15 protein-coding genes are annotated in these 14,212 nt (G+C 72.4%); 6 read left to right on the top strand and 9 right to left on the bottom strand.

The window, feature by feature from the left end; all coding sequences use genetic code 11:
- Nucleotides 1–131: 131 nt before the first annotated feature.
- The 4 genes from GXW74_RS12190 to GXW74_RS12175 form a co-directional block, all read right to left on the bottom strand.
- Nucleotides 132–860, bottom strand: coding sequence for a 2OG-Fe dioxygenase family protein (locus GXW74_RS12190; RefSeq protein ID WP_211846780.1), 729 nt, complete (start codon nt 858–860; stop codon nt 132–134).
- On the bottom strand, nt 857–1,630 hold the full coding sequence (locus GXW74_RS12185; RefSeq protein ID WP_211846779.1) for a (Fe-S)-binding protein: 774 nt from the start codon (nt 1,628–1,630) through the stop codon (nt 857–859). The genes GXW74_RS12190 and GXW74_RS12185 overlap by 4 nt, the downstream gene beginning before the upstream one ends.
- A 67-nt stretch (nt 1,631–1,697) precedes the next feature.
- Nucleotides 1,698–2,666, bottom strand: coding sequence for a Bug family tripartite tricarboxylate transporter substrate binding protein (locus tag GXW74_RS12180; RefSeq protein WP_246523254.1), 969 nt, complete (start codon nt 2,664–2,666; stop codon nt 1,698–1,700).
- A gap of 102 nt (nt 2,667–2,768) precedes the next feature.
- Nucleotides 2,769–3,620, bottom strand: coding sequence for a SirB1 family protein (locus GXW74_RS12175; RefSeq protein WP_211846778.1), 852 nt, complete (start codon nt 3,618–3,620; stop codon nt 2,769–2,771).
- 177 nt (nt 3,621–3,797) lie between these two features.
- Here GXW74_RS12175 and GXW74_RS12170 point away from each other — a divergent pair, with 177 nt between their 5' ends.
- Entirely contained in the window at nt 3,798–4,478 is a 681-nt protein-coding gene (locus GXW74_RS12170; RefSeq protein ID WP_211846777.1) for a hypothetical protein, read from the top strand.
- A 365-nt stretch (nt 4,479–4,843) separates the two neighbouring features.
- Nucleotides 4,844–5,506 (top strand): hypothetical protein, encoded by a 663-nt coding sequence (locus tag GXW74_RS12165; RefSeq protein ID WP_211846776.1) that lies wholly within the window; start codon nt 4,844–4,846, stop codon nt 5,504–5,506.
- Between the two features lie 304 nt (nt 5,507–5,810).
- Here the strand turns inward: GXW74_RS12165 and hemW are convergent, their stop codons facing one another.
- A complete protein-coding gene (gene hemW / locus GXW74_RS12160; protein ID WP_211846775.1) occupies nt 5,811–6,971 on the bottom strand; it encodes a radical SAM family heme chaperone HemW in 1,161 nt (386 codons plus the stop codon).
- Nucleotides 6,972–7,007: 36 nt separating this feature from the next.
- On the opposite strand from hemW, the gene GXW74_RS12155 reads away from it, so the two are divergent.
- From GXW74_RS12155 to GXW74_RS12145, 3 genes are all read left to right on the top strand, one after another.
- On the top strand, nt 7,008–7,400 hold the full coding sequence (locus GXW74_RS12155; protein ID WP_211846774.1) for an MAPEG family protein: 393 nt from the start codon (nt 7,008–7,010) through the stop codon (nt 7,398–7,400).
- A gap of 10 nt (nt 7,401–7,410) precedes the next feature.
- Complete coding sequence (locus tag GXW74_RS12150) at nt 7,411–7,884, top strand: YbaK/EbsC family protein (protein WP_211846773.1); 474 nt, start codon at nt 7,411–7,413, stop codon at nt 7,882–7,884.
- Between the two features lie 424 nt (nt 7,885–8,308).
- Entirely contained in the window at nt 8,309–8,689 is a 381-nt protein-coding gene (locus tag GXW74_RS12145) for a rhodanese-like domain-containing protein (protein ID WP_211846772.1), read from the top strand.
- Between the two features lie 306 nt (nt 8,690–8,995).
- Here GXW74_RS12145 and rlmN read toward each other — a convergent pair whose 3' ends face one another.
- Nucleotides 8,996–10,177, bottom strand: coding sequence for a 23S rRNA (adenine(2503)-C(2))-methyltransferase RlmN (gene rlmN / locus GXW74_RS12140; protein ID WP_246523252.1), 1,182 nt, complete (start codon nt 10,175–10,177; stop codon nt 8,996–8,998).
- Nucleotides 10,174–10,689, bottom strand: a complete 516-nt coding sequence (locus tag GXW74_RS12135; protein ID WP_211846770.1) for an invasion associated locus B family protein — start codon at nt 10,687–10,689, stop codon at nt 10,174–10,176. Before GXW74_RS12135 ends, rlmN begins: the two co-directional genes overlap by 4 nt.
- A gap of 86 nt (nt 10,690–10,775) precedes the next feature.
- Here GXW74_RS12135 and GXW74_RS12130 point away from each other — a divergent pair, with 86 nt between their 5' ends.
- A complete protein-coding gene (locus tag GXW74_RS12130; protein ID WP_211846769.1) occupies nt 10,776–12,017 on the top strand; it encodes a methyltransferase in 1,242 nt (413 codons plus the stop codon).
- 61 nt (nt 12,018–12,078) lie between these two features.
- Here the strand turns inward: GXW74_RS12130 and cmk are convergent, their stop codons facing one another.
- Together cmk and aroA are read right to left on the bottom strand one after the other, a co-directional pair.
- Nucleotides 12,079–12,801, bottom strand: coding sequence for a (d)CMP kinase (cmk, locus tag GXW74_RS12125; protein WP_338148216.1), 723 nt, complete (start codon nt 12,799–12,801; stop codon nt 12,079–12,081).
- Nucleotides 12,798–14,144, bottom strand: a complete 1,347-nt coding sequence (gene aroA / locus GXW74_RS12120) for a 3-phosphoshikimate 1-carboxyvinyltransferase (protein WP_211846768.1) — start codon at nt 14,142–14,144, stop codon at nt 12,798–12,800. Before aroA ends, cmk begins: the two co-directional genes overlap by 4 nt.
- Nucleotides 14,145–14,212: the final 68 nt, after the last annotated feature.

Below are 14,212 nucleotides of genomic sequence, written 5' to 3'. Positions count from 1 at the left end.
GGTCCCCTGCACCCGCGTTGACTCGAGTGTCGGTTTCCAAAGGCCCTGTGGCCTTCGGCGGGGCAGGTTTGCGAGGGGCGGAGCCCCTCTTGTGCCAGCGGACGCCATTCGCGACCGCTGGCATCAACCCATCAGCCGGGAACGCCGCCCCGCTTCCAGGTCAGCACCAGCACGTCCCGGCAGGATGGCAGCGCCGGATCGGTTGGCGCGATCGGCGTGACGCCGTGCATCACCCGAGGGTCATCCACCAGCGCGGTGTCGAGCGGATCCTGCAGCACGAATTGCGCCAGGCGGTTGCCGGCATCGTCCTGGATCACCGTCTCCCCGCCCGTCAGGTTGGTGCGCGCGATCATGGCGATCAGCACGCAGTCCACCCCGTCATGGTGCACGCCTTCGGGCGTCGGGTAGCCCGGCGCGCCGGCGGCGGCCTCGATGCGGAACTGGTGCGCCTCGACGAACCAGGATTGCGGGCCGTGCAGCGTGTCGGCCATCGAACGGCCGAGGTCGAGCAGGGCGCGCAGCGGGGCCGAGGCGGCAACCTCGTCCTCCATCGCCGCGAACCAGCGGTCCACGCCGCCGTTCAGCGTGTTGTGCACCACCGCCTGGAAATGCGGCCGGTGCTCGCCCCGCACATGCCCCGGCACCCCCGGTTCGGCGCTGAAATTGGCGATGCGGCGGCGGCGGTAGCGCCCGCCATCTGCCATGAAGGCGTCGGTTTCCAGCCGGTTCCAGGAGGCGAAGAAGGGCGCGAGCAGCGCCGGTGCCCCGGCCTCGCCCATCAGCCCGATCATCGTCGCCCCCGGCACGCGGGCGAAGCCGCGCGCAGCGAGCTCGGCCAGCGGCCCTGCCGGTACGGTCATGATGCGCTCCCTTCACCGATCGGCGCGACGTCCTGCGTCATGCCGGCCAGCACTTCCGCAACGTGGCGTACTTTCACGTGGGATCCCTCCCGCTTCAGCCGCCCCGCCATGTTCAGCAGGCAGCCCAGGTCGCCGGCGAGCAGCGTGCCCGCCCCCGTCGCCTGCACGTCCCGGCACTTGTCGGTAACCATGCGCGTCGAGATGTCCGGGTACTTCACGCAGAAGGTGCCGCCGAAGCCGCAGCAGATCTCGGGATCCGCCATCTCGGTCAGGCTCAGCCCCTCGACGGTCGCGAGCAGCGCGCGCGGCTGCGACTTCACGCCCATCTCCCGCAAGCCCGAGCAGGAATCATGGTAGGTCACGCTGCCGTCGTAGCGCGCCGCCGCCCTGGTCGTCCCCATCACGTCGGAGAGGAACGACACCAGTTCATGCGTGCGCGCCGCCAGCGCCTCGGCCTTGGCGCGGTATTGCGGGTCGTCCTCGAACAGCGAGGGGTAGTGGTGCGCGATCATGCCGGCGCAGGAGCCGGAGGGCGCCACCACGTAGTCGAAGCCCTGGAAGGCATCGATCACGGCGCGCGCCAGGTCCCGCGCCGTGCTGCGGTCGCCGGCATTGTGGGCGGGCTGGCCGCAGCAGGTCTGCGTCGCCGGCACCTCCACCTCGCAGCCGGCCTGTTCGAGCAGGCGCAGCGCCGCGAAGCCGACGCTCGGCCTGTAGAGGTCGACGAGGCAGGTGACGAACAGCGCGACGCGCGGCTTGGCCTGGGACATGGAGAGAAGAATAGGCACCCCCCCGCCTGTCGGACAGTCCCTAGCCCCTGCGACGCGCGCCGCCCTGCTATTCGACGCGGATCCCGGCCTCCCGCACCACCCGGCCCCATTTCTCGCCTTCCGACCGGATGAAGGCCGCGAGTTGCTCTGGGGAGGAGGCAGCACCGTCCACGCCCGCCCGCTCCAGCCGCTGCGCCACCGGCGGGTGCGCGACCGCGTCCTGCACCGACTGGGACAGGCGCAGGACCACCGGCGCGGGAGTCCCGGCCGGCACCATGACGCAACCCCAGGATGTCGCCTCGGCCTGCGGATAGCCGGCCTCGGCGATCGAGGGCACGTCAGGGATCAGCGCGTGGCGCCGTGGGCCGGTCGCCGCCAGGGCGCGGATCTGGTTGGCGCGGATGTTCCCCGCCGCGCCGGCGATCTGCACCAGCATCATCTCGATATTGCCCGCGACCAGGTCGTTCATCGCCGCGCCCGAGCCGCGATAGGGCACGTGCACCATATCGATGCCGGCGGCGAGGCGGAACAGTTCCGCCGCCGTGTGCGTCGAGGCGCCGTGGCCCGAGGAGCCGAAGGAGTACTTGCCGGGATTGGCCTTCGCCAGCGCGACGAACTCGGCGAGCGTGCGCACCGGCAGCCCGTTGGTCACGACGATCGCCATGTCCGCCGTGTAGGCCATGGAGACGGGGGCGAGGTCGCGATCGGGATCGAAGGGCATCTGGCGATAGATGTGCCGGTTGGTGGAGAGCAGCCCGGTGACGCCCATCAGGATGGTGTGTCCGTCGGGCGGCGCCTTCGCCACGATGTCTCCGCCGATGTTGCCGCCCGAGCCGCCGCGGTTCTCCACCACCACGGGCTGGCCCAGGGTTTCGCCCATGCGGTCGGCGATGATGCGCGCGGCGACGTCGGTGCTGCCGCCGGCGACGAAGGGGACGATGAAGCGGATCGGCCGATTCGGTGCCCAGGCAGCCTGCGCATGGGCGCGGGCGAAGGGCGCGGCGAAGCCGGCCGCGAGCAGCGTGCGGCGATTCATGGAAATTCCTCCGGCGATACTTGCCGCGCAGAGTAAGAGCCGCGCGCTGCAGCGCAAGATGCCGATTCGCTGATAAAGGGGCAGTAAAGGGCCCGGCGCCCGTCAGTTCAGCCGCTGCCGCAATTCGACCGTCAGCGCGCGGATGCGATCCGCCGAGGCGCCCTCCGGCGCCAGAGCGAGGAAGCGCTCCAGGCAGGCCAGCGCGGCGCCGATCCGATCGAGCCGCTGGTTCATCAGCCCCGCCTCGCGCCACAGGGCCGCCGCGTCAGGCGCCAGGCGGAGCATGTCCTCGGTGCAGGCCAGCGCGCCCTGCAGGTCGCCCGCCTTCAGCCGCCGCAGCTTGATGTTGTTCTGCAGGCGCAGCAGGACCTCCCGCTTCGCCATCGGTCGCAGCAGGCCGGGGCGCAGCTCCGCCGCCGCCCCCTCCATCCGCTTGAGCAGGGCGCGCAGCGCCGGCGGGTCCAGCACCTCGCCACCGGCGAAGACGTCGAGCACGAGTTGCCCCCGCGGCCCTTCCAGCGCGAGCAGGAAATGCCCCGGGAAATCGACGCCATGCGCGCCCCAGCCCGCCGCTTCGGCCGCGTGCAGCCACAGGATGCCGAGCGCCACCGGCAGGCCGCGCGCCCGCTGCAGCACCCGGATCAGGTTCGCATTGGCGAGGTCGTCATAGGTCTCGGCATCGCCGGAGAGGCCGAAACGGCCATGCAGCACGGCGGCGAGCACCGCCCGCCGTGCCTCGAGGTCGCCGCCATCCGCGAGTGGGTCCGCCGCCGCGGCCTCGACCGCGGCGCGCGCGATCGCGGTCAGCGCCGCGGTGGCCTCCCGCCAGTCGGCCTCCGGCGCGTCCACCCGTGCGAACTGCAGCGCGATCGCGGCGAGATCGAGCTCGGCATCCGGCAACTGGCCCGCGGCATCGAGCGCGGCGCGGGCCTCGTCCTGGGGGGCACGGGACATCGGCGCAGTCTCGCGGGGGCCGCGCCGCGCATCAAGGCATCCGAATGACGTCTTTGTTTTTGCGAAAATTCCAGTTTTCGAGAAGTTGCCAAATCATTAATATCCTCCCTGCTGCGGGAGGCCGCGCGACGGGGTCGTGTGGCGAGCGCGGCGTCGCCCAAGGCCAGCGAGGAACCCATGCCGCCCATCCCCACCATCCGGCGCCGGGCCCTGCCCGCCGCGACTGCCTTGCTCGGTCTGCTGGTGCTGGCGGGTTGCGGCAGTGCCGCGTCCGACGCCACGGCACTCGGCGGCGAAGCACGGCCCGCGCCCTATCCGGGGCGGATCGGCATCGCCTCCGAGCCGCCTGGCGCCCGCTGCGTGCTGACCAACACGGCGGACGGCAGCCGGGTGGCGGAGATCACCACCCCGGCCCAGGTGCCGCTGGCGCGCGGCGCCGCCATCATCGACGCCCACTGTTCCGCACCCGGCCGGATGGAAGCCACCCTCGCCATCCGCCCGGTGCGCGACTTCGCGGCAGACATTCATCACCCGCAGCCGATCGGTACCGGCGTGGTGCAGAATGCCGTGGCCGTCCGCACCGGCTCGACCCGGCGATACAACGATGCGACCGTGTACCTTCCGCCGACGACTTTCGCCTCGGCCGAGGCGCGCGACGCCTGGTTCGCCGACCGCGCGGAGGCGATGCGCCGGGCCGCCGCGCCGGGGATCGCCCGCGCACAGCGCGCACCGAACGCCACCATCGACACGGCGGACGTGCTGGAGCGCTACCTGCAGGAAGACATCGCGCGCCTCGACCAGCAAAGGGCGGCGGCGACCATCGAGCGCCCTACGGCACCGCCGGCCCGGCGGCGCTGAAGGACCGTTTGGAAAGCCCGGCACCGGCCCGCACCCCCAGCCGGCGCCCGCGTCAGTATGCCGGATTGGGTGGCCGGGTGGAGGTGCGGGCCGGTGCCGGACCCGGAAACGCGCCGCGCGGCGCGTTTCCAAAGGGGCCTGAGCATTCCGGCCGGGCTCGGGCAGCAGCCCTCGCCGGACGCGCCCTCTTTTGGAGAGAGGTTTCGCCATATGCGCCAAAAAATGTGATTTCATGAAAACCCGAAGACAACTCTTGGGTGGTGGACGACTTTTTAATAAGACGATAGCAAATTATTAACATCTGACTTAAGGCTGAGGCCGGTCCGGCCTCCGCCGGATCCACCATCGAGAGGGACACGCCACCAGTGACTGCCATCTTTGCTTCCCGCCCCGCCGGCCTAGCCGTTCCCGGTCTCGCCGCACTGCTCGTCCTCGCGGGCTGCGGCACGTACCATGTGCGGGCCGACGGCGCGGCGCTGAACGGTGAGCAGGCCCCGCCCGCCTGGAACGGTGCCGTGACCGTCTCCTCCGACCCGGCCGGCGCTTCCTGCACGGTGACGCGGGCCGGCGCGCAGGTCGCGCAGATCACGGCGCCGGCGCAGGTGCGCCTCGAGCGCGGCAACTCGCCCGCCGAGGTGAGCTGCACCGCCCCGGGCCGCGTTGCCACCGCCGTGACCCTGCGTCCGCTGCGCGATTTCGGCGTGCAGCACCATCAGGCGACCGGCCCCATGGGCTCCCTGAATCACGCCGAGGACATCCGCACCGGCCGCGTCCGCCGCTTCTTCGATGTGACCGTCGCGCTGCCGCCGGCGAGCTTCGCCACCGCCGCCGAGCGCGATGCCTGGTTCGCCGCCCGCGCCGAGGCCATCCGCGCCGCCTGGACGGTGCAGATCGGCCGCGCCGAGCGGTCCCAGGACGCGATGATCGACAGCGCCGCGACGCTGCGCGGCTACATGAACGAGGACCTCGCGGCGCTCGAGCGCCAGAAGGCCGCCACCACCGTCGCCCGCGCCGCCCGCCGCCGCTGAGGCGAGGGTCGCGCCTGCGCCGCCCGCCGTCGGCCATGCTGCCGGCGGGCGGTTTGCGTTCCACCTCCGTCGGCCCGCGCCCGGCCCGGACTGGTTCGGGCACCGGCCCCCGCCGCCAGAACAGGCCCGATCGGGTGAGATCACCGGATCGGGTGAGGATGGTCGCGAGATCAAGAGACCAGAGTGGCTGCCGTGAGCCCGGGCGAACGGAAGCCGCTCCGGCAGCGCGCTCCACCGCTCGAACCTCCCGCTGTCGCGAATGGCGCCACCCGGCAGGGCTGGCCCACCGCAGCGGAACCCTGCTTCAGCGGAGCAGCAGCGGCAGCATGGCGTCGAGGCGCAGCAGGCCATCCGTCGTCGCCCGCAGCCGCCCGGCGGTCCATTCCAGGTAGCCTTCGTCGAGCAAGGCCGTGAGCATGGCGATGTCGATGGCCTGCTCGAAGGCCACGCCCGATCGCGCGGCCATGCGGTCCGGATCCACGCCTTCCGCCAGGCGCAGACCCATCAGCAGGGCCTCGCGCCCACGCGCTTCCGGGGCCAGGGCCTCTTCCTCCACCGCGGCGTGGCCATCGCGCTCGACGCGTTCGGCCCAGACCTCGGGGGCACGGTGGCGCCGGGTGGCCAGCATCTGCCCATCCAGCAGCAGACGCTGATGCGCGCCGGCGCCGATGCCGAGGTAGTCCCCATAGCGCCAATAGGCCAGGTTGTGCCGGCTCTCCGCCCCGGGCTTCGCGTAGTTGCTGACCTCATAGGCCGAGAGGCCGAAACGCGCCGCCTCCTCCGCCGTCGCCAGGTAGAGCCGGGCGGCGTCGTCACCTTCGGGCAGCGAGAAGTCGCCGCGGGCATGCAGCGTGGCGAATTGCGTCCCGGGCTCGATGGTGAGCTGGTAGAGTGACAGGTGGTCTGCCGCGAGCGCCAGGGCGCGCCGCAGCTCCGCCCGCCAGGACGCCTCCGCCTGGCCGGGGCGGGCATAGATCAGGTCGAAGGACAGGCGGGGAAAGATGCCGCGCGCCGCCTCCAGCGCCGCGATCGCCTGCGCCGTGTCGTGCCGGCGGCCGAGGAAGCGCAGCGCCTCCTCCTCGAGCGACTGCACGCCGAGGCTCGCGCGGTTCACCCCGGCATCGCGGAAGGCGCGCAGCCTGGCCACCTCCACGCTGGTCGGGTTGGCCTCGAGCGTCACTTCCATCTCCGGCAGCGGGTCGAACAGCGCGCGCGCATCCTCGATCAGCGCCGCGACCGTCTCCGGCGCCATGAGGGAAGGCGTACCGCCGCCGAAAAAGATGCTGGCGAGCGGGCGGCGGCCGACGCGCGCCGCCTCATGCGCCAGCTCCCGCCGCAGGGCGGCGCGGAAGCGTGTCTCGTCCACCCGGTCCCGCACATGCGAGTTGAAGTCGCAATACGGGCACTTGGCGGCGCAGAACGGCCAGTGGATGTAAAGGGCGAGGGGTTCGGTCACGGCAGGCATATGGCGCCGCCGCGCCGCCCTGTCGAAGGGGGTTCCATGCCGAGGGTGACTGCGCTGTACGCGGGGCTTCTGATCGCCCTGTTCCTGGGCCTGACGTTCCGCGTCTTCGCGGAACGCACGCGCTCGCGGGTGGTGCTCGGCACCGGCGGCGACCGGCGGCTGGAACGCGCGGTGCGGGTGCATGCGAACTTCGCGGAATACGTGCCGGTCTTCCTCGTCGCGCTGCTGGCGGCGGAACTCTGCGGCGCCGCGGCCTGGGCGCTGCACGCGGCCGGCCTCGCCATGCTGGCCGGGCGCGCCGCGCATGCCGCAGGGGTGTCGCGGGAGCCCGACATTCTGCCGTTGCGCGGGGGCGGAATGCTGCTGACGCTCGGCGCCCTGTTCGGGGCCGCGGGGCTCGCCCTCGGCGCCGGGCTGTCCCTGTGGTAGCGGCAGGGGCATGAGCGGATCTTCGGTCGAACGCGTCCGCGCCGCGCTGCTGGCGGCGGACCATCCGGACACCATCGAGGCCTTCCCCGAAGGCACGCGCAGCGCCGCGGACGCCGCCGCGGCGGTCGGCTGCGACGTGGCGCAGATCGCCAAGTCCATCGTCTTCCGCGCCGGGTCGCGGGCGGTGCTGGTCATCGCCTCCGGCGCCAACCGGGTGGACATGGCCAAGGTCGCGGCCGCGGTCGGCCAGCCGGTGAAGCGGGCGGACGGCACCTGGGTGCGCGACACCACAGGCTTCGCGATCGGCGGCGTCTCCCCGGTCGGGCACCTGGCGCCGCCGATCCTGCTGCTCGATGCCGACCTGATGGCGCTGGACCCGGTCTGGGCAGCGGCGGGTTCGCCCCGGCACGTCTTCCGCACCTCGCCGGCGGATCTTCTCCGCATCACCGGCGCCGCCGTGGCCGAGGTGAAGGAGGGGGCGTAGAACCGATCCCGATCAGTGGAATCGCCTGATCGGGCGAAGGTGCTCGCGAAAGCAGGATTCTGGCGTGGTTGCCGTGAACGGAGGCGAACGGAAATCGCTCTGGTGGCCCGGTTCCGAAGTCCTGCGGACATCGTTCTCAGGCCACCAGCCTTTGCTGTCAATGGCCAGCTTGTCCGCTTCGTGCGCCGGAGTTCCAGCGACCTTCGCGGGCAGGATGCAGCGCCCGTCGCCACCCTCTGGGCCGCGCCCTGCGGCGGCCGCATCGCCCAGGGCCGCGACATGGGGCGCCAGATAGGACCCGCCGTCGCGTCGCCGCCGCCTCCGCTGCCTTCGCGGCCACGGGACGGCGGCCGCGCTTCCGACCTCCCTGGGCTGACTGCCCGGGGTCAGCTTAGACTTGGCTCCCGCTTCGAGAGGAAAGCCGATGACCGTCACCGTCCAGCAGATGCTCGCCGCCGCCGAGGCCGTCGTGCCGCGGATCGCTCCCGACGAGGCGAAAGGCCTGATCGGTCGGCCCGACGTGGTCTTCCTCGACGTGCGGGAGCCGAACGAGGTCGCGGTCTCCGGCAAGGTGCCCGGCGCGCTGGCCATCCCGCGCGGCCTGGTGGAGTTCCGTGCCGACCCGGCCTCGGCGCTGCACGACGCGAATTTCGACCGGGCGAAGACGATCATCGCGTATTGTGCCTCGGGCGGGCGTTCGGCCCTGGTGCTCAAGACACTGCATGACATGGGCTACGAGAACGTCCGCAACCTTGGCGGGTTCAAGGGCTGGGTCGATGCGGGTGGCGAGGTCGAGAAGGCCTGATGCGGCAGCGACCGCGGCGCGCTCCGCCTTCCCCGTGCGGGCAAGGGCGCCGCGCCGGCTTGCGGCCCTGCTCATCCTGCCGCTGCTCGTGATCGGGTGCTGCGGCAGCCCAGGCGGCCCGGCCTGCCGGACGCTTCCTCGCGACGCCTACAACAACGTCAATGGCGGCGCTTGAGACGCCCACCGGGGCAAGGCAAATCGGGCGCCGGGGTGCAATCGGACATCGCGCCAGGACTCCGAAAGGACCGCCAGGACCGGCTGGGCGTTGCCGGGGCTGCGCAAGCCGCCGGGCCGCCGGGGGGGGCGTCAGCCCGCCGCGGCCCGGCGCCGCTCGCTCTCGGTCTTGAGCTGCCCGCAGGCAGCCAGGATGTCCCGCCCGCGCGGCCTCCGGATCGGGCTCGCGTAGCCGGCGTCGTTCACGATCGCCGCGAAGCGCTGGATCGCTTCGGAGGTCGAAGTCCTGTACGGGCTGCCCGGCCAGGGGTTGAACGGGATCAGGTTCACCTTGGCCGGGATGCCGCGGATCAGGCGGACCAGTTCGCGCGCCTCCGCCTCGCTGTCGTTCACCCCGCGCAGCATGACGTATTCGAAGGTGATGCGCCGGGCGTTGGAGGCGCCGGGGTAGCGCCGGCAGGCCGCGATCAGTTCCTCGATCGGGTATTTGCGGTTCAGCGGCACGATCTCGTCGCGCAGCTCGTTGGTGACGGCGTGGAGGGAGACGGCGAGCCCGACGCCGAGCTCCTCCCCGCAGCGGTCCATCATCGGCACGACGCCGGAGGTGGACAGCGTGATGCGGCGGCGCGACAGCCCGATGCCCTCATGGTCCATCACGATGCGCAGGGCCTTGGCGACGTTCTCGTAGTTGTAGAGCGGCTCGCCCATGCCCATGACGACGATGTTGGACAGGTGCCGCGCCGTGCCGTCCTTGGGCGAGGGCCATTCGCCGTAGGAATCCCGCGCTGCCATGAACTGGCCGACGATCTCGGCCGCGCCGAGGTTGCGCACCAGCTTCTGCGTGCCGGTATGGCAGAACTTGCAGGACAGGGTGCAGCCGACCTGCGTGCTGATGCAGACCGCGCCGCGATCCTCGTCCGCCGAGGGGATGTAGACCGTCTCCACCCGCTGGGCGTCGCGGAAGGCGAAGACCCATTTGCGCGTCGAATCGGCGCTGTCCTGCCGGGTCGCCACCTCCGGCCGGCCGACGACGAAGCGCTCGGCGAGCTTCTGCTGCATCGGCTTCGCGATGGTGGTCATCTTCGCGAAGTCGGTTTCGCCCTGGTGGTAGATCCAGTGCCAGAGCTGCTTGGCGCGGAACGGCTTCTCGCCGATCTCCGCCATCTCGGCGGCGAGTTCCTCGCGCGAAAGGCCGACCAGGTCGCGCCTCCCATCGGGCAGCATCGCCGGCGGCGGGGCGAAGATCGCCGCCTTGGCGAGGATCCGGTCCCGTTCCGCCGCGTTCAGCCCGTCGGTGGCGACGGTGGTGCTCATCGGCGTGAAGCCGGGCATTCCTGGCTGATGGCCTCATAGGCAGCAGTGAAGCCGGACAGGCTGAAGGTGTCGGTCGCCGTGCCGCGGCCGCCGGCGCGCGGCCCGCGGGCGACGGCGTTCGCGCCGCCGCGGAAGGCCGCCACCGCCGCGCGGCCATCGCGGGCGAAGGCCGAGTTGTTGCTGGTGTAGAAGGCGAGCTGCGTATTCCCCACCGTCACCGTCACCGTCGCATTGCGCGGATAGGCATAGCCCGCCGACAGCGCGACCTGGTCGCGGCTGGCGCTGCGGTGCGTCACCGTCAGGATCACGCCTTCCCGCGCCGGGTCGGAGCGCGAGGCACGGGTGAAGGCGTAGCAGACCTTCTGCCCGGACTCGGTGTGGACCGCGGCGGTCCAGTCATTGAAGTCCCCGAGCTTGCGAGGCCCCGGGGCCTGGGCGGCTCCACGCTGCTGCGCAAGCGCAGGCACGGCGACGAGGGCGGCAAGGGCGGTCAGTAGGAGGGCTGCGCGCATGGCATCCTATCTACGAAGCCCGGACCGCCGGAGCAACCGCGCCGCGCTGTCTGGCCCCGCGCCGCGTCCCGGCGTAACAGGCGCGCATGAGCGACGCCGCAGATGCCGCCCTCGCCGCCCAGTACGAGGCCTACCCCTACCCGCAGCGCGACCCGCGGGAGGAGGCGAAGCGACTCGTCATCGGCAGCCCCAGCCACCTGCGCGAGGTGGACCACTGGATTTTCGGCGCCCGCCGCCCGGCCTCGGAGCCGCTGCGCGCGCTGGTCGCCGGCGGCGGGTCGGGCGATGCGACGGTCATGCTCGCCCAGCAGATGGCTTGGGCGGGGCGGCCGGGCAGCGTCACCTGGCTCGACCGCTCGGCGGCCGCGAAGCGCGTCGCCTCGGCGCGCGTCGCCGCGCGCTCTCTCGAAAACGTGATATTTCAGGAAGGCTCGCTGCTCGACCTGCCGCAAAGCGGCCTTGGCCCTTTCGACTACATCGATTGCTGCGGCGTGTTGCACCACCTGCCGGACCCGCTGGCCGGTCTGCGGGCGCTGGTGTCGGTCCTCGCGCCCGGCGGCGGGCTCGGCCTCATGGTCTATGCCCCGCACGGGCGCACCGGGGTCTACATGGTGCAGGACGCGCTGCGCCTGCTCGCGCCGGCCGACCAGCCGCCGGCGCAGCGCGTCGACATCGCCAAGCGGTTCTGGCGGCAGATCCCCGAAACCGCCTGGCTGCGCCGCAACCCCTGGATCACCGACCACGTGAAGGGCGGCGATGCCGGCATCTACGACCTGCTGCTGAACCCGCGCGACGTCGCCTTCACCGTGCCGGCCCTCGCCGCGCTGGTGGACGCGGCAGGGCTCGAGATCCGCTGCCTGGTCGAACCCTTCCGCTACGACCCGGACAGCTTCCTCACCGACCCGCGGCTGCGCGAGCGCACGGCGGGCCTCGACCCCGTGCAGCGCGCCGCCCTGGCGGAGGCGGCGGCCGGCAACATGGGCATCCACATCGCCTACTGCGTCCGCAAGGGCGAGGCACCGCCGCCCGCGCCGTGGGACGATGCCTCCCGCGTGCCGGTGCTGCGCGAGCTGGAGGGGGCGAAGCTCGCCGCCTCCCTGCCGCCGGACGGCGTGCTGCGCGTCGCCGCCGACGGGCTGTCCGTGCCGGTGGCCCTGCCCCGCCTGGCAGGCGCGATCCTGGCCCGGGTCGACGGGAAGCGGAGCATCGGGGAAATCGGCGATGAGCTGGCGGCGAACGGGGTGTCGCGGGAAGCCTTCGCGCGGGACTTCGCCGCCGTGGCGCAGGCGATGGAGCGGGTGAACAGGCTGCTGGTGGCGGCGGCGTAGGGCGCAGTGGCGGCGCGGAGGACCCTGCCCTCCCCGAGTTCCTCCCGCCGAGGACGTAACATCAACGGTCGCCGTTCGCGACTGTTGGCTTTCCCCTCTCCGGCACCGCCTGCCCCACGCGCTCCCGCACCAGTTCCAGCGCTGCCGCGAACGCCGCCTCGGCATCGAGCGCGGTGGTGTCCAGCACCATCGCGTCCTCGGCCGGCTTCAGCGGCGCCACCGGCCGGTTGGCATCCTGGGCGTCACGGTCGCGGATCTCCGCCTCCACCTGCGCCGGATCGGCGGCGACGCCGCGGCCGCGCAGTTCCAGGAAGCGGCGGCGGGCGCGTTCCTCGACACTTGCGGTGACGAAGAGCTTCGCCTGCGCATGGGGGAAGACCACCGTGCCGATGTCCCGCCCGTCCAGCACCGCGCCGCGGCTTCGGCCGAAATCGCGCTGGAAGTCGAGCAGCGCGGCGCGCACGGCCGGGATGGCGGCGACGGCGCTCGCCGCCATGTCGGCCATCGGGCCGCGCAGGTCCGATCGTTCGAGGTCCGCCGCGGTCAGCGCGCGCGCCTCGGCCTCTGCCACGGTCGCGTCGCGCGGGTCCGCCCCGACATCGAGCACGCGCCGCCCCACGGCGCGATAGAGCAATCCCGTATCGAGGTAGGGCAGGCCGAGCGCCGCCGCGAGGCGCCGCGCCAGCGTGCCCTTGCCCGCCGCGGCCGGGCCATCGACGGCGATGACCGTGCCGTGCCGCGGCCGGAGGTCCGCCTCCTCCGGTGATCGCAGCGGGGCGGTCACGGCGCGCCGAGGACCTCCCCGTCCGCCAGGCCGTTCATCAGCGTGGCGAAACCGGGGAAGGAGGTGTCGATGAAGGCGGCATCGTCCACCGACACCGGCATCTCCGAGGCGAGGCCCATGACCAGGGCGCTCATGGCGATGCGGTGGTCCATGTGGGTCTCGACCGTGCCGCCGCCGGGGATGGCGCCGCCGGTGCCCTGCACGATCAGGTCGTCGCCCTCGATCGCGGCGTTGACGCCATTGGCGGCAAGAAGCGCGGCGGTGGCGGAAAGGCGGTCGCTCTCCTTCACCCGCAGCTCGGCGAGGCCCCGCATGCGCGTGACGCCCCGCGCGGCCGCGGCGGCGACGGCCAACACCGGGTATTCGTCGATCATCGACGGCGCACGGCCGGGCGGTACCTCGATGCCCTTCATCTCGGTGTATTCGGCGACGATGTCGCCGACGGGCTCGCCGCCGGCCACGCGCTCGTTCTCGATGCGCAGCGCCGCGCCCATCTCCCGCAGCGTGGTGATCAGGCCGGTGCGCAGCGGGTTCAGCCCGACATTCTCCACCACCACGCGCGAACCCGGGACCAGCAGGGCGGCGACGATCGGGAAGGCGGCGGAGGAAGGATCGCCCGGCACCAGCACGGGTGCGGCTACGAGCTCCGGCTGGCCTACCAGCCGCACCACGCGGCCTTCGGGCGTGTCCTCCACCCATACCGTCGCGCCGAAATGGCGCAGCATGTTCTCGGTGTGGTCGCGGGTCGGCTCCTTCTCCACCACCCGCGTCGTGCCGGGGGCGCAGAGGCCGGCGAGCAGGCAGGCGCTCTTCACCTGGGCCGAGGCGACCGGCAGCACGTAGTCGATCGGCAGCGGGTCCGTGGCGCCACGGACCGCAAGCGGCAGCCGTCCGCCCTCCCGCGTCCAGAACTGCGCACCGGACGCCGAAAGCGGGTCCGTCACCCGCTTCATCGGCCGGCGGCGGAGCGAGGCATCGCCCGTCATCACCGCGAAGATCGGATGGCCCGAGAGGAGGCCGAGCAGCAGCCGCGCCGCGGTGCCGGAATTGCCCATGTCAAGCACGTCCGCCGGCTCCACCAGGCCGCCGACCCCCCGGCCGGCGACGCGCCAGGCGCCGGGGCCAAGCTTCTCCACCTCCGCCCCCAGGGCGCGCATGGCGGCGGCGGTGCGGAGCACGTCCTCGCCCTCCAGAAGACCGGCGATCTCGGTGGTGCCGACCGCCACCGCGCCGAACATCAGCGCGCGGTGGCTGATCGACTTGTCGCCCGGCACGGCGAGCCGGCCGGAGAGCGGCCCGGCCGGGGCCTTGGCACGAAGGGGGCGGGGTGCGGGATGGGACATGGTGCGCGCGTTTGACATGGCCCGGCCGGGCGTGGCAATGCGCCGCACTCTTTTTCCCCGGCCCGCAC

This window comes from Neoroseomonas eburnea (genome assembly GCF_018129005.1).
Taxonomy (GTDB): domain Bacteria; phylum Pseudomonadota; class Alphaproteobacteria; order Acetobacterales; family Acetobacteraceae; genus Neoroseomonas; species Neoroseomonas eburnea.
This window is presented reverse-complemented; position numbering and strand designations above follow the sequence as displayed.

Bases quoted from the DNA above. Each gene is read 5' to 3' on its own strand.
- GXW74_RS12135 (WP_211846770.1), bottom strand. From the start codon at position 10,689: ATGCGCGCAGCCCTCCTACTGACCGCCCTTGCCGCCCTCGTCGCCGTG.
- GXW74_RS12145 (WP_211846772.1), top strand. From the start codon at position 8,309: ATGACCGTCACCGTCCAGCAGATGCTCGCCGCCGCCGAGGCCGTCGTG.
- GXW74_RS12170 (WP_211846777.1), top strand. From the start codon at position 3,798: ATGCCGCCCATCCCCACCATCCGGCGCCGGGCCCTGCCCGCCGCGACT.
- GXW74_RS12130 (WP_211846769.1), top strand. From the start codon at position 10,776: ATGAGCGACGCCGCAGATGCCGCCCTCGCCGCCCAGTACGAGGCCTAC.
- GXW74_RS12185 (WP_211846779.1), bottom strand. From the start codon at position 1,630: ATGTCCCAGGCCAAGCCGCGCGTCGCGCTGTTCGTCACCTGCCTCGTC.
- rlmN (WP_246523252.1), bottom strand. From the start codon at position 10,177: ATGAGCACCACCGTCGCCACCGACGGGCTGAACGCGGCGGAACGGGAC.
- GXW74_RS12175 (WP_211846778.1), bottom strand. From the start codon at position 3,620: ATGTCCCGTGCCCCCCAGGACGAGGCCCGCGCCGCGCTCGATGCCGCG.
- GXW74_RS12180 (WP_246523254.1), bottom strand. From the start codon at position 2,666: ATGAATCGCCGCACGCTGCTCGCGGCCGGCTTCGCCGCGCCCTTCGCC.
- aroA (WP_211846768.1), bottom strand. From the start codon at position 14,144: ATGTCCCATCCCGCACCCCGCCCCCTTCGTGCCAAGGCCCCGGCCGGG.
- GXW74_RS12150 (WP_211846773.1), top strand. From the start codon at position 7,411: ATGAGCGGATCTTCGGTCGAACGCGTCCGCGCCGCGCTGCTGGCGGCG.
- hemW (WP_211846775.1), bottom strand. From the start codon at position 6,971: ATGCCTGCCGTGACCGAACCCCTCGCCCTTTACATCCACTGGCCGTTC.
- GXW74_RS12190 (WP_211846780.1), bottom strand. From the start codon at position 860: ATGACCGTACCGGCAGGGCCGCTGGCCGAGCTCGCTGCGCGCGGCTTC.
- GXW74_RS12155 (WP_211846774.1), top strand. From the start codon at position 7,008: ATGCCGAGGGTGACTGCGCTGTACGCGGGGCTTCTGATCGCCCTGTTC.